22 protein-coding genes are annotated in these 22,591 nt (G+C 69.6%); 15 read left to right on the top strand and 7 right to left on the bottom strand.

Annotation, left to right across the window (positions count from 1 at the left end; all coding sequences use genetic code 11):
- Positions 1-2: 2 nt before the first annotated feature.
- The 5 genes from NUG21_RS10190 to NUG21_RS10170 are packed head-to-tail and all read left to right on the top strand — an operon-like array spanning position 3 to position 5,746.
- A complete protein-coding gene (locus tag NUG21_RS10190; RefSeq protein ID WP_263392990.1) occupies positions 3-1,235 on the top strand; it encodes an amidohydrolase family protein in 1,233 nt (410 codons plus the stop codon).
- The gene (locus tag NUG21_RS10185) at positions 1,232-1,927 is read left to right on the top strand and encodes a class I SAM-dependent methyltransferase (protein ID WP_263392989.1); all 696 of its coding nucleotides are present in this window, start codon (positions 1,232-1,234) and stop codon (positions 1,925-1,927) included. Before NUG21_RS10190 ends, NUG21_RS10185 begins: the two co-directional genes overlap by 4 nt.
- A 23-nt stretch (positions 1,928-1,950) precedes the next feature.
- The gene (locus tag NUG21_RS10180) at positions 1,951-3,462 is read left to right on the top strand and encodes a B12-binding domain-containing radical SAM protein (RefSeq protein ID WP_263392988.1); all 1,512 of its coding nucleotides are present in this window, start codon (positions 1,951-1,953) and stop codon (positions 3,460-3,462) included.
- Positions 3,463-3,464: 2 nt separating this feature from the next.
- Positions 3,465-4,613, top strand: a complete 1,149-nt coding sequence (locus NUG21_RS10175; protein WP_263392987.1) for a glycosyltransferase family 4 protein — start codon at positions 3,465-3,467, stop codon at positions 4,611-4,613.
- Positions 4,610-5,746, top strand: a complete 1,137-nt coding sequence (locus tag NUG21_RS10170) for a glycosyltransferase family 4 protein (protein WP_263392986.1) — start codon at positions 4,610-4,612, stop codon at positions 5,744-5,746. The genes NUG21_RS10175 and NUG21_RS10170 overlap by 4 nt, the downstream gene beginning before the upstream one ends.
- A 165-nt stretch (positions 5,747-5,911) precedes the next feature.
- Here NUG21_RS10170 and NUG21_RS10165 read toward each other — a convergent pair whose 3' ends face one another.
- Together NUG21_RS10165 and NUG21_RS10160 are read right to left on the bottom strand one after the other, a co-directional pair.
- The gene (locus tag NUG21_RS10165) at positions 5,912-7,195 is read right to left on the bottom strand and encodes a nucleotidyltransferase family protein (protein ID WP_263392985.1); all 1,284 of its coding nucleotides are present in this window, start codon (positions 7,193-7,195) and stop codon (positions 5,912-5,914) included.
- On the bottom strand, positions 7,192-8,694 hold the full coding sequence (locus tag NUG21_RS10160; protein WP_263392984.1) for a B12-binding domain-containing radical SAM protein: 1,503 nt from the start codon (positions 8,692-8,694) through the stop codon (positions 7,192-7,194). The genes NUG21_RS10165 and NUG21_RS10160 overlap by 4 nt, the downstream gene beginning before the upstream one ends.
- Before the next feature lie 184 nt (positions 8,695-8,878).
- Between NUG21_RS10160 and NUG21_RS10155 the strand changes: the two genes are divergently transcribed.
- The 3 genes from NUG21_RS10155 (at position 8,879) to NUG21_RS10145 (ending at position 12,336) form a co-directional block, all read left to right on the top strand.
- Positions 8,879-9,940: a phosphoenolpyruvate carboxykinase (ATP) gene (locus NUG21_RS10155; RefSeq protein ID WP_263392983.1), complete on the top strand. Its 1,062-nt coding sequence runs from the start codon at positions 8,879-8,881 to the stop codon at positions 9,938-9,940.
- 99 nt (positions 9,941-10,039) lie between these two features.
- On the top strand, positions 10,040-11,761 hold the full coding sequence (locus NUG21_RS10150; RefSeq protein WP_263392982.1) for an ATP-binding cassette domain-containing protein: 1,722 nt from the start codon (positions 10,040-10,042) through the stop codon (positions 11,759-11,761).
- Positions 11,762-11,895: 134 nt separating this feature from the next.
- Positions 11,896-12,336 (top strand): hypothetical protein, encoded by a 441-nt coding sequence (locus NUG21_RS10145; protein WP_263392981.1) that lies wholly within the window; start codon positions 11,896-11,898, stop codon positions 12,334-12,336.
- Positions 12,337-12,436: 100 nt separating this feature from the next.
- Here the strand turns inward: NUG21_RS10145 and NUG21_RS10140 are convergent, their stop codons facing one another.
- From NUG21_RS10140 to NUG21_RS10130, 3 genes are all read right to left on the bottom strand, one after another.
- Positions 12,437-12,718 (bottom strand): hypothetical protein, encoded by a 282-nt coding sequence (locus NUG21_RS10140; protein WP_019797703.1) that lies wholly within the window; start codon positions 12,716-12,718, stop codon positions 12,437-12,439.
- A gap of 279 nt (positions 12,719-12,997) precedes the next feature.
- A complete protein-coding gene (locus NUG21_RS10135; protein ID WP_263392980.1) occupies positions 12,998-14,275 on the bottom strand; it encodes a phospholipase D-like domain-containing protein in 1,278 nt (425 codons plus the stop codon).
- Between the two features lie 375 nt (positions 14,276-14,650).
- Entirely contained in the window at positions 14,651-14,881 is a 231-nt protein-coding gene (locus tag NUG21_RS10130; RefSeq protein WP_019798004.1) for a hypothetical protein, read from the bottom strand.
- A 161-nt stretch (positions 14,882-15,042) separates the two neighbouring features.
- Here NUG21_RS10130 and NUG21_RS10125 point away from each other — a divergent pair, with 161 nt between their 5' ends.
- From NUG21_RS10125 to NUG21_RS10100, 6 genes are read left to right on the top strand one after another with little or no spacing between them, the layout of a single operon-like run.
- The gene (locus NUG21_RS10125) at positions 15,043-15,579 is read left to right on the top strand and encodes a ZrgA family zinc uptake protein (protein WP_263392979.1); all 537 of its coding nucleotides are present in this window, start codon (positions 15,043-15,045) and stop codon (positions 15,577-15,579) included.
- On the top strand, positions 15,576-16,289 hold the full coding sequence (locus NUG21_RS10120) for an ABC transporter ATP-binding protein (RefSeq protein ID WP_263392978.1): 714 nt from the start codon (positions 15,576-15,578) through the stop codon (positions 16,287-16,289). Before NUG21_RS10125 ends, NUG21_RS10120 begins: the two co-directional genes overlap by 4 nt.
- A 2-nt stretch (positions 16,290-16,291) precedes the next feature.
- On the top strand, positions 16,292-17,545 hold the full coding sequence (locus NUG21_RS10115) for an ABC transporter permease (protein ID WP_317852488.1): 1,254 nt from the start codon (positions 16,292-16,294) through the stop codon (positions 17,543-17,545).
- A 2-nt stretch (positions 17,546-17,547) separates the two neighbouring features.
- A complete protein-coding gene (locus NUG21_RS10110) occupies positions 17,548-18,141 on the top strand; it encodes a DUF3299 domain-containing protein (protein ID WP_263392976.1) in 594 nt (197 codons plus the stop codon).
- Positions 18,128-18,787, top strand: coding sequence for a DUF3299 domain-containing protein (locus NUG21_RS10105; RefSeq protein WP_263392975.1), 660 nt, complete (start codon positions 18,128-18,130; stop codon positions 18,785-18,787). Before NUG21_RS10110 ends, NUG21_RS10105 begins: the two co-directional genes overlap by 14 nt.
- Positions 18,788-18,799: 12 nt before the next feature.
- On the top strand, positions 18,800-19,606 hold the full coding sequence (locus NUG21_RS10100) for a hypothetical protein (RefSeq protein ID WP_263392974.1): 807 nt from the start codon (positions 18,800-18,802) through the stop codon (positions 19,604-19,606).
- A 122-nt stretch (positions 19,607-19,728) separates the two neighbouring features.
- Here NUG21_RS10100 and NUG21_RS10095 read toward each other — a convergent pair whose 3' ends face one another.
- Positions 19,729-20,646, bottom strand: coding sequence for a LysR family transcriptional regulator (locus tag NUG21_RS10095; RefSeq protein ID WP_263392973.1), 918 nt, complete (start codon positions 20,644-20,646; stop codon positions 19,729-19,731).
- A 137-nt stretch (positions 20,647-20,783) separates the two neighbouring features.
- Between NUG21_RS10095 and NUG21_RS10090 the strand changes: the two genes are divergently transcribed.
- The gene (locus NUG21_RS10090; RefSeq protein WP_019796030.1) at positions 20,784-21,161 is read left to right on the top strand and encodes an FAD-dependent oxidoreductase; all 378 of its coding nucleotides are present in this window, start codon (positions 20,784-20,786) and stop codon (positions 21,159-21,161) included.
- A gap of 299 nt (positions 21,162-21,460) precedes the next feature.
- On the opposite strand, the gene NUG21_RS10080 is transcribed toward NUG21_RS10090, so the two are convergent.
- Complete coding sequence (locus NUG21_RS10080) at positions 21,461-22,468, bottom strand: hypothetical protein (RefSeq protein WP_263392972.1); 1,008 nt, start codon at positions 22,466-22,468, stop codon at positions 21,461-21,463.
- Between the last annotated feature and the right edge of the window lie 123 nt (positions 22,469-22,591).

Genomic DNA, 22,591 nt, shown 5'->3' with positions numbered 1-22,591 from the left:
GCATGGCCGTGCCTGCCGCCCCCGTCGACGTCTGCCTGGACGGTGTGCGCGTCGCGCATGCCGCCGGCGCGATGCACGCGCCGCTGGCGCTGCGCGACGGCCGCATCGCCACGGCGGCCGCGCCGACCGCGCTGCGCATCGCCCTGCCTGGGCACCTGGTGTTGCCCGGCCTGATCAACGCGCACGACCATCTGCACGTCAATGCGGTACCGCCGCTGCCGCAGGCCGCGCCGTTCGCCAACAGCTACGCCTGGATCGACGCCTTCGCCGCGCATTTCCGCACTGCGGCGGTGGCCGCCGCGCTGACGCTGCCCAAGCCGCTGCGGCTGCGCCACGGCGGGCTGAAGAACCTGCTGGCCGGGGTGACCTGCGTGGCCCACCACGATCCCTGGCATGCGGCGCTGGACGCGGCCGACTTCCCGGTGGCGCTGCTGCGCGAGTTCGGCTGGAGCTATACCTTGCATGGCCCCGATTACGGCCCGCCGCTGGCGCAGAGCTTCTCCGCGGCGTCCGCCGCCGGGTGGCCCTGGATGATCCACCTGGCCGAAGGCACCGACACGGCGGCCGCCGGCGAACTCGCCGAGCTGGAGCGGCGCGGCTACCTGGCCGGCAACACGGTGCTGATCCACGGCGTCGGCCTGGGCGCGGACGACGTCACGCGCGTGCTCGCCCGCGGCGCAGCCGTGGTGTGGTGCCCGAGCAGCAACCTGACGCTACTAGGACGCACCCTGGACCCGCAGCGCCTGAACGCCGCGGGACGCCTGGCGCTGGGCAGCGATGCGCGCGTCAGCGGTGGCCGCGACCTGCTCGACGACCTGCGCCTGGCCGCCGCCCATGGTCTGGACGCGTCCCAGGCACTGCGCCTGGCCACGAACGCCGCCGCCGACATCCTGCGCTTGCCGGATCGCGGCCATCTGGGCCCGGGCGCGCATGCCGATCTGGTGATCGTCGCCGACCATGGCGGCGCGCCGGCCCGGAGCCTGGTCGGGCTGCCGCGCAGCGCACTGCGTGCAGTGGTGCGCGACGGGCGGCCACGGATCGCCGATCCCGATTTCGCCGCGTGGTTCGCCGCCGTCGGTGTGGACGCGGTGTCGGTGACGTTGGACGGGGCCCCCAAACTGCTGGCCGCGGAGCTGGCCGATCCTGAGCTGCTGGCGCTGGAGCCGGGCCTGGAACTTCAGGTTGCGCCGCCGCGTTCATGCACGGCGGACCTACAGCAGGCGTGCCAGGCATGAGCGCAGTGCCGACCCTCGATCCGCTCGCCGCCTACGCGCTGTGGGCGGACAGCTACCCGGCGCAGGCGCACAACCCGGTGATGCAGGCCGAACAGCGCGCCATGCTGGCGTTGCTGCCGCCGTCGTTGCGCGGGCGGCACGTGCTCGATGCCGGCTGCGGCAGCGGCCGCTATCTGCTGCATGCGCTGCAGCGGGGCGCCACGCATGTCACCGGCGTTGACCTGTCGCCGCAGATGCTGGCGCGCGCCGCGCAGGAACTGGCCGACGTCGATGGCGGCCGCTGCAGCTTGCGCGAGGGCAGCCTGGAGGCCTTGCCGCTGGCCGACGCCAGCGTCGACCTGAGTCTCTGCGCGCTGGCGCTGGGGCATCTGCCGCAGTTGCCGCCGGCCCTGGCGCAACTGCACCGCGTCACCCGGCCGGGCGGCTGGGTGCTGTGCAGCGACGTGCACCCGATCGGCCCGGCGCTGGGCTGGCGCCGCGACTTCAAGGCCGGCGGCCAGCGCTACGCGGTGCATCACACCCAGCATCTGTACAGCCACTGGCATGCCGCCTGTGCCGCGCTCGGGCTGGCCATCGACGCCGTCAGCGAACCGATGCTCGACCGGGCGGACATTCCCGCCGGCGCCCATTTCGATCCCGCTGCATTGCAGGTGCCGGTGGCCCTGGTGCTGCGCCTGCGGCGGCTGCCGTGACCCCCGTCCTGCGTTCGCCCGGTATGTCCTCCACACCCAACACGCTGCTGGTTAATCCCACCATCACCAAGCCGTCCAGCGCCCGCTTCCCGCTGTCGCTGCTGAACCTGGCGGCGGCGCTGGATCGCCACGGCGACAGCCGCATCATCGACGGCAACGTCGACCGCGATTTCATCGACCGCAGCCTGCAGGCGCTGCAGGAGCAGCACTATGACGCGGTCGGCATCAGCGTGATGGGCGGGCCGCAACTGGCGCCGTCGATCGCACTGTCGCAGGCCATCCGCGCACGCTTCCCGGCGCTGCCGATCGTCTGGGGCGGCTACTTCCCCACGCTGTACCCGGACACCGCGCTGGCCGCGCCGTACGTGGATTACGCGATCCGCGCGCAGGGCGAGGACACCTTGCCGGAACTGCTGGCCGCCTTGCGCGGCGAGGGGCCGACGCTGGCGCAGGTCGATGGGCTGTCCTGGAAGCAGGATGGCACCGTGGTGCACAACCGCAACCGCGCCTTCCAGCGCGGCGACGCGCTGCCGTCGCTGCCGTACGAGAAGCTCGGCGAGCCGCGCCGCTATCTCGGCCGCACCTTCCTCGGCCGCCGCACCGCCTCGCACCAGGCCGCGCTGGGCTGCCGCTTCCGCTGCACCTTCTGCGGGGTGGCGGCGATGTTCGGCGGCGCCACCGCCTTGCCGACCGCGGCACGCCTGGAACGCGAGCTTGGGTATCTGAAGTACGGCCTGGGCGCCGATTCGATCCAGTTCTTCGACCACAACTTCTTCGACCGCGAAGCCGACATGATTCCGCTGCTGGAGGTGATGGCGAAGCTGGAACTGCCGTGGTGGTGCTATGCCCGCGCGGACGCGCTGCTCAACCTGTCCGAGAGCACCTGGAAGCTGGTGCGCAAGAGCCGCCTGCGCATGGCCTACATCGGCGCCGAGTCGCCGAGCGGGGCGATGCTCAAGGAGATCCGCAAGGGCACGCGGCCGGACCAGACCCTGGAAGTGGCCGAGCTGTGCCGGCGCAACGGGGTGATCCCCGAACTGTCGTTCATGGTCGCGCCACCGCAGGACAGCGAGCGCGAGACCGAACAGACCTTCGAGTTCATCCGCGAGCTGAAGCGGATCAACCCGCAGTCGGAAATCATCGTCTACGTGTACACCCCGCTGCCCGAGAGCAGCCGCCACGAGAAGGACCGCGGCCGCCGCGCGGGCATGCCCTTGCTCGATCGCGACGGCGTGCCGGTGCAGTTCCCGCGTACGCCGGAGGAATGGGCGCAGCCGCAGTGGGTGGACTACGCCTGCCACGCCGATGCGCCCTGGCTCACCGATGCGCTGCGCCAGCGCATCCGCGATTTCGTCACCGTGCTCGGCTGCCGCTATCCCACTGCGCAGGACCAGCGCTCGCCGGGCTGGGCCAAGCGCGGGCTCAGCGCGCTGGCCGCCTGGCGCTACCGCTACCGGCGCTACGACCGGCCGTGGGAGCTGAACCTGGCCAACCGGCTGGTGCGCCTGCACCGGCCGCAGGTGTCCGGAATCTGAGCATGGCCGGCACCGCCGCCCGTACCGTGCATGCCGTGCAGCTCAACTTCGTGCCGCTGCCGGACGGGGTGACGCCGGACCAGGCATTCGCGAGGTGGCCGTCGTTGGCCGATATCGCCGAGGCGGTGGCCAGCGCGGGCACCCGCGTGTCGGTGATCCAGACCGCCGCACTCGATGCGCAGTTGCGGCGCAACGGTGTCGACTATCACTTCCTGCGCCGTGCCGATGCCGGGCGCCGGCGCCATCTGCGGCGCGTCGCCGCATTGCTGGCCGAACTCGACGCCGACGTGGTGCACGTGCACGGCCTGCAGTTCGCGCGCGAGGCGGCGACGCTGGCGCGCTGGCAGCCATCGCGGCCCATCCTGCTGCAGGACCACGCCAATCGCCCACCGCGCTGGTGGCGGCGACCGCAGTGGCGGCGCTGGTACGCGGCGGCGGCCGGCATCGCCTTCACTTCGCTGGACCTGGCGCGCGGCTTCGTCGGTGCCGGGTTGTTCGCCGGGTCCACGCGCCTGTTCGCCATTCCCGAATCCAGTTGTCGTTTCACTCCCGGCGAGCGCGACCAGGCACGCCGCGACAGCGGACTGCACGGCGCGCCCTGCGTGCTGTGGGTCGGCCATCTGAGCGAGGGCAAGGATCCGCTCACCGTGCTCGAAGGGGTGGCCCGGGCCAGCGAGCAATTGCCCGGATTGCAGCTGTTCTGCGCGTTCGGCACTGCGCCACTGCTGCCGATGGTGCAGCAGCGCATCCAGGCCGATCCGCGCCTGGCCGGCCGCGTGCACCTGCTGGGCAGGGTGGAGCACGCGCAGATCCAGACCATGATGCGTGCGGCCGACCTGTTCGTATCCGCCAGCCTGGCCGAGAGCTGCGGCTACGCCGCGCTTGAAGCCTATGCCTGCGGCGCGGTGCCGGTGCTGACCGACATTCCGGCGTTCCGTGCGCTCAGCGATGGCGGCCGGGTCGGGGCGCTGTGGCCCTGCGGCGACACCGAACGCCTGGCAGCTGCACTACTGCGGTCATCACGCGACGGGCCATCGCGGGCGCTGGTGCGCGCGCATTTCGATGCGCAGTTGTCGTTCGCGGCGGTGGGGCGGCGCTGGGCACGGGCCTATGCGCAGCTGCTCGGCGCCGCGCCGCGGAGCGCGCCATGAAGCTGGCCCTTGTGGTGCCGGGCGGCGTCGACCGCAGCGGCGAGTACCGGGTGATTCCGGCCTTCCTGAGCCTCATCGAGCGCCTGGCGCGCGTGCACGACCTGCACGTGTTCGTGCTGCACCAGGAACCGCTGCCGGCGCAGTGGGAGCTACTGGGCGCGCGCATCCACAACATCGGCGCGGCGCGCACGCGCTGGCGCGCGATCGCGGCGATCCGCGCCGAACACCGCCGCGCGCCGTTCGACGCGGTGCAGTCGCTGTTCTCCGGCCACTGCAGCCTGATCGCGGTGGCGGCGGCGCGCTGGCTGCGGCGCCCGAGCCTGGTGCACATCGCCGGCGGCGAACTGGTCGCACTGCACGCGATCGGTTACGGCGGCCGGCGCAAATGGCCGGGACGGCTGCGCGAGGCGCTGGTGTTGCGGCTGGCGGACGCGGTCACCGCGGCCAGCGCGCCCATCCTCGACAGCCTGCAGGCGCTGGGCATCGCCGCCGAACGCGTGCCGCTGGGCGTGGACCTGCGCACCTGGCCGCCGCGCGCGCCGCGCCCGCGTGGGGACGGGCCGGCGCGGCTGCTGCACGTGGCCAGCCTCAACCCGGTCAAGGACCAGCCGACCCTGCTGCGCGCCCTCGCTGCGCTGGCCCGCGCCGGAGTCGACTTCCGCATCGATCTGGTCGGCGTGGACACGCTCGACGGTGCGATGCAGCGCTTGGCCGCCACGCTGGGCCTGAGCGAGCGCGTGCGCTTCCTCGGCTTCAAGACCCAGCGCGACCTGCGGCCGCTGGTGGAGGCGGCGGATCTGCTGGTGCTGTCGTCGCAGCACGAGGCCGGGCCGCTGGTGCTGCTGGAAGCGGCGGTGGCCGGGGTGCCGACGGTGGGGACCTCGGTCGGTCATCTGCAGGAGTGGGCGCCATCGGCGGCGCTGGGGGTACCGGTCGGCGACTGGGCCGGGCTGGCCGATGCGCTGCGCCAGGTGCTCAGCGACGACGAACTGCGCCTGCGCCTGGCCTGGGCGGCGCAATGCCGGGCCGTGCGCGAGGATGCCGACTGCAGCGTGCGCGGCTTCACCGCGCTGTACCAGCGTGTGTGCGCACCACGCAACGCCGATGGCCGACGCACCGTGCGGAATGGTTGACGCGCAGCGCGGCGTCAGGACAACGCGCGTTCGCGACGAATCCGGTCGTATCGACTTGTCTTGCAGGAGCGGCTTCAGCCGCGACAGCCATCAGCGGTGACGCGTGGCGCGGCTGCAGCCGCGCCTACAACGGCGGTTCACCGCGCTCCCTGGTGACAGCGAGCGTCAGTCCGACGACGGCGCATAGCCTTGCAGCGCGGTCCGCACCGCGTACAGCGTGTCCATCCGCGGCACCGGGTGCAGCAGCCGCTGCAGCACGCGGCGGCGCTGCGGCAGGCGCACCCAGTCCTGGCCCTGCAACCACAGTTGGGTGCGGATCATCTCGGCACGTTCCTGCCGGCTTTCCGCCGAGGGCTGCAGGCGCTGACGCAGATAGTCCAGCACTTCGCGGCCAGAGCGTGCCCATTCGATGCCCGGCAGTGCCGGCAGCCACAGTTGCGAACACGACGCCGCGGTCAGGTCCAGCCCGCGTGCGCGCAGCCGCAACAGCGGCGGACATTGCGCACGCAGTTGCTTCAGGACCGCCGGCGGAATCGCCGCGCGGTAGTAACGCAACATCAGCCGCAGCGGCGGCCACGCCCACCAGGCGTCGGCACCGGCCACGAGTTGCCAGTCGCTGGCGCGCATGTGCGGGGCGAGCAGGGCCAGGTCGTGCAGGTGCATCAGCCGCAGGCTGCGGCTGCACAGCCCGCCGGCCGCGTGCAGCAGCAGATGGCGCATCAGCGCGCCGTTGCTCGGGTAGGGACGCAAGCCGGGCTTGCCGTCGCGCGGCAGGAGTTGCGTGCCGAGGTCGACGGTGCGCAGCGGCAGGCGCTCCTGGATGCGTACATGCAGTTCGATGTTGATCGGCGTATCGCGGTGCTCGCCCAGCGCGGCCACGGCCTGCGCCTGTGCCGGGCGGAAGGTCTGGTGCTTCCATTGCGCGAACTCGGCCACGTAGCCCAGTGCGCCGAGCAGCGTCGCTGCGCGCTCGGCGTCCTCCGGACGCACCAGCAGGTCGATGTCGGCCATTGGCCGGTCGCCCGGCCGATACAGGCCTTGCGCATGCAGCGCCGCACCCTTCAGTGGCACGATCGCCAGGCCGGCGGTCTGCGCCAGGGCGTCGATCCGCTGCAGCAGTGCGTCGATGCGCTGGTAGCGCTGCGCCACGTGCTCGCGCTGTGCGTCGAGGAAGGCGCGCCACCGCCGGTCCTGCCACTGCGAGCGCCCGCTCAGCAACGGCGCCACGCCATGCGCCACCGCCGCCGCCGCGGCCAGTTGCCAGTGCAGGCCGTTCCAGGTCGGCATCGGCCCGCCGGGACGCGCCAGTTCGTGCGCCAGGGTCTCGGTGGCCAGGCGCAGGCCGCGGCCGATGCGCCGCAGCGGCAGTGACGCGGGCGCCGCCGCCGGTGCGGCTGTCGGCAGGTCGGCCGCCACGGCCGGATCCGATGACGTCGCCACGTCGGTCATGCGCGTTGCACCAGCGGAATGCGGCGGCGGCCGCCAGCGTCGAGCACTTTTTCCGCCTGCGCGGGCGGCGCCTCGGTCCGATGCTGCGCCTCCCGCGCGATCAGCGCCGCCCAGTCGGCGTCCAGCACTGCCCAGTCCTGCGCGTGCGCCGGGGCCGCGTCTTCGCGGCATTGCAGGTCCACCTGCCGGTGCAGCAGGTCGCGCACCCGGCGGTAGAACGCCGAGTCGTAGGCGCCGCGAAACATCATCGCCAGGTCGTCGCTGTCCTGCCAATGCGTCTTGCGCCCGAGCTGATCCTTGACCTGCTGGTAGAACACGGTGCCGGGCAGCGGATAGGACACGCTGACGCCGATGTCGTCCGGGCGCGCCTGCGCCACCAGCCGGCGCGTGGCGAGGATGTCCTCCAGCTGTTCGTCCAGGTAGCCCAGCTGCAGGAAGAAGCCGACGCGAATCCCTTGCGCCCCCAAGCGCTGGCGTGCGGCGATCACACCCTCCACGTCGGTGCCCTTGGTCATCTTGTCGAGGATGCGCTGGCTGCCGCTCTCGGCGCCGATCCAGGCCTCGCGGCAACCGGCCCGCGCCAGGGCCGCGGTCATGCGCTCGCTGCACAGGTCGGCGCGGGTCTGGATGGTGAAGGGCACCGCGCCATCGGCGGCGGCCAGCGCGTCGGCGAACTCCTCCACCCAGTCGACGTGGAAGCCGAAGATGTCGTCGGCCATCCACACATGATCGGGCGCGACGTTGCGCTTGAGTTGGGTCATCTCCGCGGCCACGTCCTGCGCCTCGCGGCGCTTGTAGTGATTGCCCCAGATTGGCTTGGCGCACCAGTTGCAGCGGAACGGGCAGCCGCGCGAGGCGGCCATGTTCAGGCTGAAATGGCCGTGCCGCTGCTGCCAGAACGCACGGTACCGTGCGATGTCCAGCAAGTCCCAGGCCGCGGTCACCGACAGCCGCGGATCCGGCGGCCGCGCGCCGATCTGCGCGCGCTTGAGCTGCGGCAGCACCGCACTGGCCACCTCGGCCAGGCCAGCCACCCAGCGCGCCGGGTCGATGTCCGGCTCCGCCTGCAGGCGCGCCACCAGTTCCAGCAAGGCCGCGATGCCTTCGCCGATCAGCACCGCGTCGGCACCGGCGGCAAGGAATGCCTCCGGATGGTCCGATGCGTCGGAGCCGGCGACGATCACGCGGCTACCGCCGGCGCGCGCCTCGGCGATCATCCGGCACGCGGCCTCGCGCATCCGGCTCAGGCACATCTTGGTGAGAAAGTTGAAGTTGTCCTCGTAGACCACCACCAGGTCCGGCTGCTGTGTGCGCACGGCGTCGTTGTAGTCCTCCACGCCCTCGGCCAGCATCGCGTCGAACAGCGTCACGTGGTGCCCGTGCTGGCGCAGCAGCGCCGCCACCTGCAGCGTGGCCAGCGGCGGGTACGGTTTTCCGCGTTCCCATTGCTTGGGGTCGTAGCGCAGGAAGTAGGAGTGGCTGACCTGGATCTTGAGCATCGGCGGAAGGTCTCGTTCGGCGCCGCGGGGGAAGGGCGCATGCAGCGATGGCCGCGCGCAGGTGGCCGTGGCGGTAGGTGCCGGGGCTGCGTCGTTTGGTTGCGCGCCGCGTGGTTGCCGCCGGCGCAACCTTTGGCTGCGGCAGGCGCACCCACGCTGCATCCCCTCAAGCGACTCTTCTCCGATGCCGCGATCGACCCTGCGTGTCCTGGACGCGGCGGCCAGCGACCACGCCACGCCCGTCGTCGCTGCTGGCGGCGCCTGCGATCCGTTCCACACTCGACTGCGGCGCCCGCACACGCTCAGCAAGCAACTGCTCGGCGGCCGCTTCCACTTCGAAAGCAACAGTCCGGCGCTGCTGGCCTTGGTGGAAGCGGCCTTCGGCGCGGTACCGGCGCATCGCCTGCCGGAGAGCGCTTCGTTCCGCATTGAGCTGACCCTGGTGGACCGCAGCGACGCACCCTACGCGCTGGCGGTGGAGCCGCCGCCGGTGCAGACCCATTCCGGCGCCGGCGTGCTGAGCGGGGTGATCGATGCGCACAACTACGTGGTGCTGGTGCCCGAGCAGGGCAGGGCGCTGGTGGTGGTGTCCGAGGACATGCTCGCCCACGCCTACCATGTGCGTTACGAACTGATCGAATTCGCGGTGTTCGTCCTGGCCGCGCGCGGCATGCACCTGGTGCCGCTGCACGGCGCCTGCGTCGGCCGCGATGGCCGCGGCGTGCTGTTGCTCGGCGGCAGCGGCGCCGGCAAGTCGACGCTGGCCCTGCACAGTCTGCTGCGCGGGCTGGAGTTCCTCGCCGAGGACGCCCTGTTCGTCGCACCGCAGTACCTGCTCGCTACCGGCATCGGCAACTTCCTGCACCTGCGGCCGGAGCTGTTGCGTCTGCTCGACTCGCAGACCCGCGCCTGGATTGCCGCGGCGCCGCTGATCCGCCGCCGCAGCGGGGCGCTCAAGCACGAGGTGGACATCCGCCACGGCGACGGACGCCTGGCCCAGGCACCGTTGCGCCTGGTCGCGGCGGTGTTCGTCTCGGCCACCCTGGCGGCCGATCCACAGCGGATGCTGCAGCCGGTCGCCGACGCGGACGTGGCCGCGCGCCTGGCCGCGGACCAGCCCTATGCCGCTGGCCAGCCGCATTGGCCATTGTTCGCGCGCCAGTTGCAGCGGCTGGGCGTGTACGAGCTCCAGCGCGGCACGCATCCGGAGGCTTCGGTCGATGCACTGCAGACGCTGTTGGCTTGAGGCCCCGCGCGCCACCAGGAAACCGGCGACGCAGGATGCCGGCGCGCATGCGCGGCGGCTGGGCGCGGCGTCGATCGCCCATCACGCAGACGCCAGCGGATGAGCGCGCGTCCGGACCCCGCATCGCACTTGCTGCGCGCCTTCGTCGCCGTGCTCGGCCGTGGCGAGCGCCTGCGCATCGCCGGGTACGTGCTGCTGTCGCTGCTCGGCGCGCTGGCCGGCGCGCTCGCCGCGGTCGCATTGGTGCCGCTGGTGCAACCCGGCCATGTGCTGGCCCTGGCCGGCCACGCCTTGCCGTTGCCGGCCGGTTTCTTCGCGCAGAGCCTGCTGTTCGTCTCCGCCAGCAGCGGCTTCGCGCTGCTGCGCTGCTGGGGGACGCGACTGGCCGCGGACCTGGCCAGCCGCCACGCGCTGGATCTGCGCAGACACGTGCACGCGCGCTTGCTGCAGGCGCCATTGCCGGCACTGGCCGATGCCAGCTCGGCGGAAATCGCCAACCTGCTCACCTACAACGTCGAGATCGTGGTACAGGGCTTCAGCGCGCTGCTGCAGCTGCTGGTGGCGGCGATCACCGCGGCGGTGAGCCTGGCCGCCGCGTTCCTGGTCTCGCCCATCCTGGTGCTGGCGCTGCCGCCGCTGCTGGCGCTGGGCCTGCTCGCCTTCCGCATCGCCGGGCATGAACAGGCCCGGGTCAGCCGCCAGTACGTGGCCGACATGACCCGGCTGTTCTGGCTCAGCGAGGATTTCCCGCGGCGCCTGCGCCACGTGCGCTCGTTCGCCCGCGAGGCGCGCGAGCAGGAAGCCTACGACGCGATCGCCGGTCGGCTCGCCGATGGCTACGCGCGGCAGCAGGCGCTGGTCGCCTCCGGCCGCCTGCTGCTGGAACTGGCGGCGGTAGCGGCCATCGCCGCGATCATGCTGCTGGCCGGGGTCTGGCACGGCATCGACGGCGGCGCGCTGATCACCGTCGGGCTGCTGCTGGGGCGGCTGTTGCCGTACCTGGTCTCGACCCGGCAGAGCGTGCAGCAACTGCGCTCGGCCACGCCGGCATTGGACCTGTGGCAGCGCTACGTCGCACTTGGCACGGAATCGCCGGCGTTGCAGGCCCCGGCGGCGGCACAGCCCGCTGCAGCGGCAGAGCTGACACCACCGCCACCGATCCAGATCGAACGCATCGGGCTGGTACCGCCGCTGGCCGCGGTCGCCTTGAACGACCTGGTCCTGGCGCCGGGCACCCTGACGCTGATCAGCGGCCCGTCCGGGGTCGGCAAAAGCAGCCTGATGGACGCCTTGGCCGGCATGGTCGCGCCCCCGCAGTTCGCCGCCCACTGCGACGGCTGCACGCTCGACTTCGCCGGCTATCGCGCCGCGCTGCAGCCCTTGGCCTACGTCGCCCAGGGCGTGCGCCCCTGGCAGCACACGGTGCGGCACTGCCTGGCCTGGGCGGCGCCGGCCGCGAGCGAGGCGGCGATGTGGGAAGCGCTGCGCGATGTCGGCCTGGCCGCACGCCTGCAGGGCGGCGGCGGCCTGGACACCGCCGCGCATGGCGTCGGTGCACGCCTGTCCGGCGGCGAACTGCAGCGGCTGCTGCTGGCCCAGGTGCTGCTGCGGCAACCGCGCGTGGCCTTGCTCGACGAAGCCACCAGCGCCCTCGACGCCGTCGCCGAGCAGCAAGTCTTGGGCACGCTGCGGCGCCGCTTGCCGCACACCGCCCTGGTGGCGGTCTCGCACCGCCTCGGCCTGTCCGCCATCGCCGACCAGTGCGTGATGGTGCAACGCGCGACCGTGGCGCCACTGCTGCTGGCCGATCGCGCGTCCTGAGCGAGCGCAGCGGTGCTCTGGCGGGGCCTGCCGCTATTGCCTGCAACTGCGCTAGGCGCCCACGGGTGCTAGGCGCGGTTTTGTCTAAGCGGCATGGACTGAGCGTCGCTAAGCTCTCCGCACAGGGGGAGATCATGGACGTCATGCAACGGGCAGCCGCAGGGCTGCTGCTCATCGCCGTCTCGGCGACCGTATTCGCACAAACACGCTCGGCGGTCGGGCGGGGCGTCGAGCGTGTGAATCCGCAGCGTAACGTCGCCCCGATTCCAAGCCTGGATTGCCGCAAGCTGCTGGCAAACGATCCACGTCCCTGGACCCATGCCTATTGCGAGCACGTGGACTTCTCCATGCAGGACAGCCTGGCCCATACCTTCGGCCGGCCACGGCCGTCGCAGATCCAACTCGACATTCCCGCGCTGGGCACTGCCGAAGCGCGGGCCGCCGGTGTTTCCTGTTCGGAGGGGCGTGTGATCCGCAAAGTGGGCAACGGCTGGGAGCAGGCGCTGGACCGCGATCGCAATTACCTGCGGTGCAGACCGTCGGTGGAGCTGCCGTCGGGATTCATTGGCAGGTGACGGCACGTGTGTGCTCGGCGCATGCGCAAAAAACAAGACCCCGCAAGCGGGGCATCGTTCGCGTTCGACTCGTGTAGGCGTGCGTCACCTCACGTCCAACTCAGCCCTGTGGGATGTCGCACTTCATCTTCCCATCCACGTAGTACGGCTTGGGAACATCCGGATTCTGGCTGGTCTTCTCGAACACCACCTCGAACGAATCGGGGTCCGGCGTGCCCTTGCGCGACGTGCAGGCCTCCTGCAACTTCTTCTTGACCGCGGCAATACCGGCGTCGCGGTTGGCGCCGTCGGCGCTGTTGGTCAGGTTGGCGACCTCGGCGAAGGCCGGCGAGGCGAGTCCCAGCAAGCTCCCTGCGAACACGAATGCGTGCAGCTTCTTCATGGCGTCTCCTTGTTTGGATGTCCGTACGCAGTTGGAGGCGCACGCCGCAGCGCATGCGGCAAGGCCTGGTGCAGCGTCGCCCTCCAGCGCGGGGCCAGGATAGGGAGCGTGGGTTAAGGCCTCGTGGGGACGGCTGTTGCACGCCGTCGCAGCGCCCCCGGCGCATCGACGATGCATATCCATCTCGGCTGCGTTCTCTGTCCGATGACGCGACGAAGCGCGCATCGGCCCAGGAGTACCCAACCTGAAGGCTGCATGCCGCCAGCACGGACGCGGAGCCTATTCGGTACGCGGCGCTTCGTAGTTCTGGCCAGGCTGCAACGTCGTCACATAGGGCCCGTTCCAGTCGCGGTCGAAGATGCGCGTCAGCGTCTCGGCCGGCCCCTTGCCCTTGACGAACACCGAGGCGTCCACCGCGGTGTTGAAGTAGCTCCATTCCCAATTGCCGGTGCCGATGACGCTGCTGCGGTCGTCGGCCACCGCGTACTTGGCGTGCTCCACCCGCGCATACGGAATGAAGCCTTGCGGCGCCGGCGGCAGGCGGCTGAACTTCACCGCAATATTCGGCAGCGCGGCCAGGCTTTTCAGATACGCCTGCATCGGTTCGCGCAGCGCCCAGTCGGCGACAATGATGTGCACTTGCACGCCGCGCGCGGCGGCATCGCGGATGGCGCTGTCGACCGGCGCCCACCAACCCTTGGGTCCGAAGCTGCGAATCGCCGAGAGCGTCATCACCTGGATGCGCAGCGCATGCTGGCTGGCGCGGATCATGTCGACCAGCGCCGGCTCCTCGGCGGTGACCCAGGCCGGCTGCAGCGCCGGCGGGCTGAAGGCAGGGAAGGCGATCAGTGGCGCGTCGCTGCCGGCATCGAGCAGCACCGGATCGGTGGCGGTGACCGGCGCGAAGTCCGGCGGCTGCACGCCGCGGACCTGCGCCTTGGCCAGATCGCCTTCGTCGGCCAGGCGCCAGCTGTAATCGAAACTGGCCGCGAAGGTCTTGGCGAACCGCGCATCGTCGATGCGCGCGCCGATCTCGTGGATCTGCTCCAGCGCCCGCCAGTCCCAGTTCTGGCTGCCGACGAACACGCTGGCGTCGTCGACGATCATGTACTTGGCGTGCAGCACGCCGCCGGTCAGGGTGTCGACCGGCAGCACCCGCACCGTGACGCCCGGTACCTTGCGCAGCCAGGCGACGCTGTCGGGATTCTTGGCCAGGAAGGTGTGGTCGACCAGCAGATGCACTGCCACGCCGGCGCGGGCGCGGGCGGCCAGCGCGTCCAGCACCGGGGTCAGGCCGGTGCCGGGTTTCTCGGAGATGTAGAAGGCGGCAATGTCGATGCGCTGCTTGGCGCCATTGATCATGGCCAGCCAGGTGCGCTGGGTGCGCGGCACCCCAGGCTCGCCGTAGACGCTGGCCTCGGGCACGCTTTCGACGATCTGGAACTGCGACGCCTGCGGCCTGGCCTCAAGCCCAGTCGCTGCCGAGAGCAGCAGGCAAGCCAGCGCGGACAGGAGGCGACGCGCGCGATGCGCACTGGCGGGGGAAGAAAGACGCACGTTGGGGGTCCTTGCGGAAGCTGGGAAAGTGGATGCCGGAGGGCTGTGCGCGTGCATGCTACCGGCAGCTGCCGTGGCTGGGCAGTCCGCGGTTGTCGCGCACCTGTCATAGAGAGGCGCGTGTAGCGAATGTGCTCCGGATGGGGAGGCCAGGGCAGTCCGCGCCAACAACGCCACGGATCAGCGTGCCGCCGGTGCGCGCCGGTCGCAGCGGCCGCCACTAGCCTGACGACCCGGCGCGATCAGTGGATCAGCGCATCACCGTCCCATCCAGCCGAGCACCCACGGGCAGACCTGCGGTGCAGCGTTTTTGCAGCAGACGGCCACCAACGTTGCACCCCAGACCCAACCACCGCGGCAGCCGAGGATGACGGCTCAGCCGCGACCGTCAGCGAATGCCGCCTGCGCCTGCGCGAACCACTGCAGCACCTGCTGGCGATGCGGCTCGCCCCAGCAGCGCACGAACTGCTGGGTGTGATGGTCGGTGGGGTCGTTCAGCGCGGCGATGCGCTGCGCGATATACGCCCGGTCGAGGCGCAAGCCGCAGTCGACCTCGATGCAGTGGCGCCAGGCGCTGTAGCCGTCGGGAATGATGGAAGAAGACATCGAAGTCCTTGAAGTTCGGCGCCCATCGCGGCGCAGGCCTGCCGCGCGACACATCGGTAATGGCCGCAGGCGAACCGCGGCTGACTGACGGCAGCGCAAGGCTTGCACCCGTGCTCGCTTGTTCACTAATGTTATAGTGTAACTCAACCGATGCGCTGCATATGCGACCTGGCATTCCCCTGATCCTGCTGTTTCTCTTCGCCAGTTCGCCCGCCGCCGCAGCGGTTCGCCACCATGGCCCGCACGTGCACGGCCAGGCCAACCTGGAGGTCGCCGTCGATGGCACTGCCGTGGACGTGCAACTCAGCGCGCCCGGCATCGGCATCCTCGATTTCGAACATCCGGCGCGCGATGCCGGCGAACGCCAGCGCCTGGCGGCCGCGGTCGCCACCCTGCGCAGTGCCGGCTGGTTGCAGTTCCCGGTCGCCGCGACCTGTTCGCTGCGCAGCGCGCAGGTCACCACCGAGGGCTACGACGTGGCGATGGCCGATCCGGACGAACCCGGCCACACCCACGCCGGGTTCCACGCCCACTACGCGTTCGACTGCGCGCAGCCGGCGCGACTCGACCACCTGCAGGTGTTGCTGCCGCAGCGTTTCCCGGGGCTGCACACGGTGCTGGTGGACGTCGCCACCGCGGCCGGCCAGGGCCGCACCGAGGTGGTGGCCGGGCAGCCCCGGGTGAAGTTGCCGGAATGAACCAGCCGCATGTCGTCGAACTGACCGAGGTGCGCTTCGGCTATCCCGGCGCCACCGCGCCGGTGCTGGACATCGCAGCGTTTGAACTGCCGCGTGGGCAACAGCTGTTGCTGCGCGGCGCCAGCGGCTCGGGCAAGAGCACCTTGCTGGCGTTGATCGCCGGCGTAATGCAGCCCAACGCCGGCCGCGTGCACGTGGCCGGGCAGGACCTGGCGGCCTTGCGCAAGGCCGCGCGCGACCGCTTCCGTGCCGACCACTGCGGTGTGGTGTTCCAGCAGTTCAACCTGCTGCCGTTCCTCAGCACCCGCGACAACATCGCGCTGGGCCTGCAGTTCTCGGCGCGCCGCAGTCGATTGGCCGCGGGCACGCAGGCGCTGGACACCGAGATCGAACGGCTGATGGTCGCGCTGGGCCTGGACGTGGCGGCGCTGTGGTCGCGTCCGGCCGCCCGCCTCAGCGTCGGCCAGCAACAACGCGTGGCCGCGGCGCGCGCGTTGATCGCGCGGCCGCCCTTATTGCTCGCCGACGAACCCACCTCCGCGCTCGACCCGGTCGCGGCGCAGGCCTTCCTGCACTTGCTGTTCGCCGAGTGCCGGCAGGGCGGTACCAGCTCGATCGTGGTCAGCCACGATCCGTCGATCGCACCGCTGTTCGACGCCCAGGCCGACCTGGCCACGCTCAACCGCGCCAGCGCCGGAGGTACACGATGACGCTGTTGAAGCTGGCCCTGGCCAGCCTGCGCAGCCGGCGCCTGGGCGTGGCATTGACGGTGTTGGTGATCACGTTGAGCGTGACCCTGCTGCTGGGCGTGGAGCGGATCCGCACCCAGGCGCATGAAGGCTTCGCCAGCACCGTCTCGGGTACCGACCTGATCGTCGGCGCGCGCTCGGGCCCGGTGAACCTGCTGCTGTATTCGGTGTTCCACATCGGCGACGCCACCAACAACGTCTCCTGGAAGAGCTACCAGGACCTGAGCGCGATGCCCGAGGTGAAGTGGGCGGTGCCGCTGTCGCTGGGCGATTCCTACCGGGGCTATCGGGTGGTCGGCACCAGCACCGGATTTTTCGAGCACTACCACTATGGTGCCAAGCATCCGCTGGCGTTCGCGCAGGGCAGGGCGTTCGACGACCTCTACGATGCGGTGATCGGTGCCGACGTCGCCGCGGCGCTCGGCCGCCATCTCGGCGACGAGATCGTGCTGACCCATGGCACCGGTCGGATCAGCCTGGCCACCCATGCCGACAAGCCGTTCCGGATCGTCGGCATCCTGCATCGCACCGGCACGCCGGTGGATTCCAGCGTGCTGGTGTCGCTGCAGGCGATCGAGGCCATCCATATCGACTGGCATTCGGGCGTGCACCTGCCGGGCCACCATGTCAGCGCCGCGCAGGCGAGGGCGATGGACCTGACCCCGGACACCATCACCGCCTTCATGCTCGGCCTGAAGACCCGCATCGCCACCTTCTCGGTGCAGCGGCGGATCAACGAGTACCCGGAGGAAGCGATGCTGGCGATCATGCCGGGCGTCACCCTGCAGCAGCTCTGGGGCACGTTGGGCACCGCCGAAGGCGCGCTGCGCATGATCGCCTCGCTGGTGGTGCTGCTCGGCCTGGTGTCGATGGTCGCGCTGCTGGTTGCCACGCTGCAGGAGCGCCGGCGCGAGATGGCGATCCTGCGCGCGGTCGGCGCACGGCCGCGCGACATCGCCTGGCTGCTGCTGTTCGAGGCCGGCCTGGTCACCGTGGTGTCGTGCGCGCTGGCGCTGCTGGTGGTGACCGCGGCAAGCTGGCTGGCGCGCGGCTGGGTGCTCGATCATTTCGGCCTGGCGATCAACCGCATCGCACCCAGCGCGGCGGAATGGGGCTGGCTCGGCTGCGTGCTGCTGGCCGGGGTGCTCGCCGGCATCGTGCCGGCGCTGCTGGCCTATCGCCGCACCCTGGCCGATGGCCTGTCGCCGGAGCTGTGAGCATGACGCGCTGGATGTTTCCCTTGTTGGCGCTCGCCGTGTTGTGCGGTTGCGGCCGACAGCAACCCGCCGCCCCGAAACAGCCGCAGCAGACAGCTGCGGCGCAGCCGGCACCGATCGCCGAGACGGCGATCAACCCACCGCTGGGCGAGCCCGATGCCGACGGCTATCGCGAACTGGACTGGAGCGCGATGCTGCCGCCGGCCGAATTGAAGGCGCTGGAAAACAGCGACGAAGCGCCAGTCAACCACACTGGCAAGCAGGCGATGCCGCAGACCGGCACCTACAACACCGTGGCGGCCGTGCTGGCGCGCAAGGTGCGCCTGCCGGGCTACGTGGTACCGCTGGACAGCGACGACGCCGGGCGTGTGCGCGAGTTCCTGTTCGTGCCGTACTACGGCGCCTGCATCCACGTACCGCCACCGCCGCCGAACCAGATCGTGCATGTGCGCCTGGACACCCCGATCGACCCGCCCGACATGTACAGCCCGTTCTACCTGAGCGGCCAACTGCGTGCCGAGACTCTCCATGGCGAACTCGCCGGCACCGCCTACACTATGGAGCAGGCCCACCTGCATCCCTATGAAAAAGGCTGAGCGCTATCTCCCGCTGGCAATGGTGCTGTGCCTGCTGGCGGCTTGCCACGGCGACGGCGGGCAGGCTGGCACCACGTCGGCACCAGCACGTGCTGCGGCGCATGCGCCCGCCCACGCGACCGCAGACGCCGACGCTGTTCCGGACACGGTCGAACGCTGGGAACAACTGGCGCCGGCCAACGATATCTACCAACGCCCGCCGCCGCGCATCAGCACGGCCTGGCGCGGCGACGCCGCGGTGATGGACCAGCCGGCGCCCGTCGACGATGGCCCGTCCGTAGTCAACGGCATGCCGATCGACCATTCCGGCACCCAGCGCGCCGCCCAGTTCGGCTCGTCGCAAGTGGTGAAGGGCCTGGAAGGCAAGCGCTTCGCCCTGGACGGCTACGTGGTGCCGCTGGAAAGCGACGACCAGGGCAGGGTCAGCGAACTGCTGTTCGTGCCGTTCTATGGCGCGTGCATCCACGTGCCGCCACCGCCACCGAACCAGATCCTGCATGTGGTGCTGCGCACCCCGATCGACGTACCCGAGCTGTGGGATCCGTTCCACCTGCAGGGGCGGCTACATCTGGCCGACTTCAAGGCCGATATCGCCAATGCCACCTACGAAGCAGAGGACGCCACGATCACCCCGGTGCAGGGCTGAGGGCGCGGGGCGATGCGTCTGAAGTCGCCGATGCGTTTGGCGATCGCGATCGCCGCCTGTGCGGTCGTCGTTGCCGGCGGCGTACTGTTGGCATTGCGCACGCACCGGCACGTGGCACCGACACCGCGTGCTGCTGCGACCACGGCGACCCACACGCCAACTGCGCCCGCATTTCATGTCGCGCCATTGTCCGAAGATGCAGCCGACAAGCGCATCACCGCACTGCTGCACAGCGATCCCGCATTCGCGCGCGACGCCACGTTCCTGATTGCGGCCAGCGTGCGCGAACGCTGCGCACCGGCGCATGCCGGCGAACTGGCGAAGATGGCCAACCGCGCACGCCTGCCAGTACTGGTCGCAACGTCAGAGGTGACCGCACGCGAACCCGACCTGGACCATCCGATCTACCAGGCGATCCAGCGCATCGCCGCCGCGGCACCCTGCGGCCGCACGCTCGACCTGACGGCGACCGGCCTGCCGCTGCAACTGGACCCGGAACGCTACGCGGCAGCGTTCCCCGACAGCTACTACCAACCCACGCTGGACACTGTGCCGCATGAATACGCCGGCAGGCCGCTAGGCGCCCGCGCGGCACAGGAATGCCAGTCCATCGCCTACGCAGTCCTGCCGCTGGGCCGGGATGGCTGGCAGTGCAGGGCGCTCTGGTCCGGCATGCGCCCGCGGATGGTCAAGGCTTGCGAACAAGCCCGCAGCGAAGCCGGGCAGGGGGCGGGTGAGGCGATTCCGCCGGAGGTCGCGAACCGGCTGACACCGGTGGTGGCGGGCTTGCTGGAGAAGTTGCCGGAGTCCTGTCGCTGAGCGCGTGCTTGTGCTTTTGCAAGGCGGAAGCTAACGGCTGCGAGCGGCAGGAGTTTGCAAAGACAGAAGTTCGCGGAACAACTGATTAGGCAGGTTCCCACGCCACCTTGTCGCGCTCTGCCTTACGTTGACTTGCCCCCGAACCCCTGCAACCGCACCTGGATGAACTCCAGTAAGGCCCGGACCCGCGCAGTGACCGAATGACGGTGACTGTAGGCGCCGAGCAATTGCAGGGGTGCAGGGCTTAGATCCAATCGCACTTCTTGCAAGCGGCCCGCGGCAAGATCGTCCTGGCATGGGTGGGCTGCAACGATCGCGAAGCCAAGGCCCTGGCGCGCGCCCGCCACCGCAAGTTCCCCGCTGTTGACGCGGTAGCGACTGCGCACGGGCACCTTCACGATTTCGCCCGCAGGATCGAGAAACTGCCAGGGCTGCCCCTTCAGTGCGCTCAGGGTGGTGATGCACGGCAAGGACTTGAGGTCGCGCACGTGGCGCGGCGTTCCGGTTTGGGCCAATAGCGCGGGGGACGCGACCACGATGCTGGGCAATGTCGCCAGTTCGCGGGTGATGAACGCACTGTCGTCCTGACGCCCGCGGTGGAAGACGATGGAGAGGTCCATGTCCTCACGCAACACTTCCAGGCCGGTCAGGCGCGTGTCGCATTCCAACTCGATGCCCGGCTGCAGGCTGCAGAATTCGGCAAGGATAGGCGCGAGCAGCCTGGGCGCTTCGTTGGGCATGCACATCCTGAGAGGCCCCTTCAATTCGCCCTGTACCGCGCCAAGCTCCTCCTCCGTGGACAACAAGGCGTCGAGGACAGATTTGGCGCGCTCGTACACCAGCCTGCCGGCCTCCGTCATGCGCAGATGGCGCGTGCTGCGTTCCAGCAAGCGCACGCCCAGCCTGCGCTCCAGTGCCGCGACGTGACGGCTGACATTCGACGACGGCAGGGCCAGCAGGCGCCCTGCGCCGGAAAAGCTCTGCTCGTCGACGACGGCCACGTAGACGCGGACTGCATTCAGGTCGAGCTTGTCGCGCACCGTTATCCCACCTGAGGTATGAAAGCCCGCCATTTTTGCATGCTAGTTTGCGCAATTGGTGGGGACCAAGATGCACTCCCGTCCAACGGCTGCCCTGTAACGGCACGCCTGGACCAATTGAATCGGGATGCATCGGCATGGAGATCGGAATACTGGGCGGCGGCATCGCAGGCTTGAGCGTGGCCCTCGCGTTGCACAAGCAGGGGCACACCGTGCGCGTCTATGAACGTCGGAACGGGCCGGCCACCATGGGCGCTGGCGTGACGCTTTGGCCCAACGCTGGCTTTGTGCTGCAGGAACTCGGGTTGTTGGAGGATGTCAGGGCGGTGGGCGGTCGGCCATTGTCGGTACACCGCAAAGACGCAGCGGGTGATTCGCTGGGAGGCCTGGACATCACGTTGCTGGACCGACTCATGGGCTACCCAACCCATACCATCTTGCGTCGCGACCTGCAGTTTTTGCGATTCGGCTGGCGCAGGCTCGCGAACATGCCGGCTTGTCGCAGAAGCAGCTAGGCATCCTTGCCGGCTTGGATCCTTCCGTGGCCAGTCCCCGAATCAATCAATAAGAGCGTGGCAGGCACTAGCCCCAGCTCAAGACAGCCAAACAGTTCGCCGAAGTCCTTGGTATCCCGCCAGCGTTTCTGTACACGGACGATGAACTGCTGGCTGAGTTGCTATTGCGGTGGAACGACCTCTCTGTCCGTAAGAAGAGGGACGTACTCAAGAGCATCGAGAAGGTCCGACCAAGCGGGCACCACGAAAGACCCGGGGGTCGCACCCTCAGCCTTCCGGGATACCGTTAGAAGTTAGAATTACGGCACTGACTTGGACGCGGGCCCGGTCATATTCGGCATTGAATTGCCCGGCATGGCCTCGTCCCAGAGCTTGATCGAGAACGCCGACCACCGCTCGAGGTTTTCCTGTAGAAAGGCAATGCCCTTGTTGAGCTCCGCATCCAGCTCAATTGGATACAGCACGTTGTAGGTGATTCCCTGCAGTTCCTCCGGGTTGCTGGCCTTGGCCGCAACTTCCCGCAGGATGCTGAAGTGCGCCAGGTACCTGCCTAATAGGTCGGTCAGATCGGCATGTGCGGCCAGCACGAGGCCACCCTTGTCGTGGATCAGCGCACTCATCTTCTCCCCAATGGCCACAATCTCGTTGACCATGGGTAACGTCTCCTTGTGCTCGGTAGCTAGCTCGTACATAGCCTTAATTAGGCGAAAACGAGCACGATTACCGGCAGAGTCGTAGATGAAAAGATGCTCGACGTCCGCCTCCTTTTCCATCCGGAATCGATCGGGATCCTTCTTGGCGAGATGGTCGCAAAGCTGCCTGCGTACCCCGGAGGAGCGCTGCAACATCAGCAGCAACGGGTGGTAGAACTCGTGTGCTTGCCTGGATCGGTAGTCAATGATTTTGGTCTGGGCCTCGAATGCGGTGGTGGCGCGATGAGCCTTCTCACTTGCTGCCATCTGGCGCCGCTGCAGCCAGACGTTGATGGCACCACCGACGAATACGCCGAACAGTCCCAAGAGTGCGGGCAGCAACTTCTCCCATCCACTTGGCTTGTTGTCGGCGATTGCCTGACGCAGCCGCTCCTCGCTTGCTCGCAGATCGGCTTGAAGAACAACCGGCTCCAGCTTCCCGACGGTCGAGGGCGGCGCAAGGGTGTGCTGTTTGAGGCTCGGGGGCGCGATATCAGGGGCGGAGGCCGGGGGCGCAACGGCGGCAGGAGCGGCAGCCGTTGCGCCCCCAGATCTAGCGGCCGGCGTCGCGAAAGGGGAGGCGCTCAGCCACCCAAGGGTCAGAAGCAACCCCATTGGGACCTTCCGTATGTCCATCGTCACTTACCCCTTGTATCCCTGCGTAAATCCTAACCCGCATTCAGCCGGCCGCGGTTGCGGTGCTGCAGTGCGGTGCGGTAGATGTCGAGATTGGCGCAT

Source organism: Xanthomonas sp. CFBP 8445 (assembly GCF_025666235.1).
Lineage (GTDB): Bacteria > Pseudomonadota > Gammaproteobacteria > Xanthomonadales > Xanthomonadaceae > Xanthomonas_A > Xanthomonas_A indica.
This window is presented reverse-complemented; position numbering and strand designations above follow the sequence as displayed.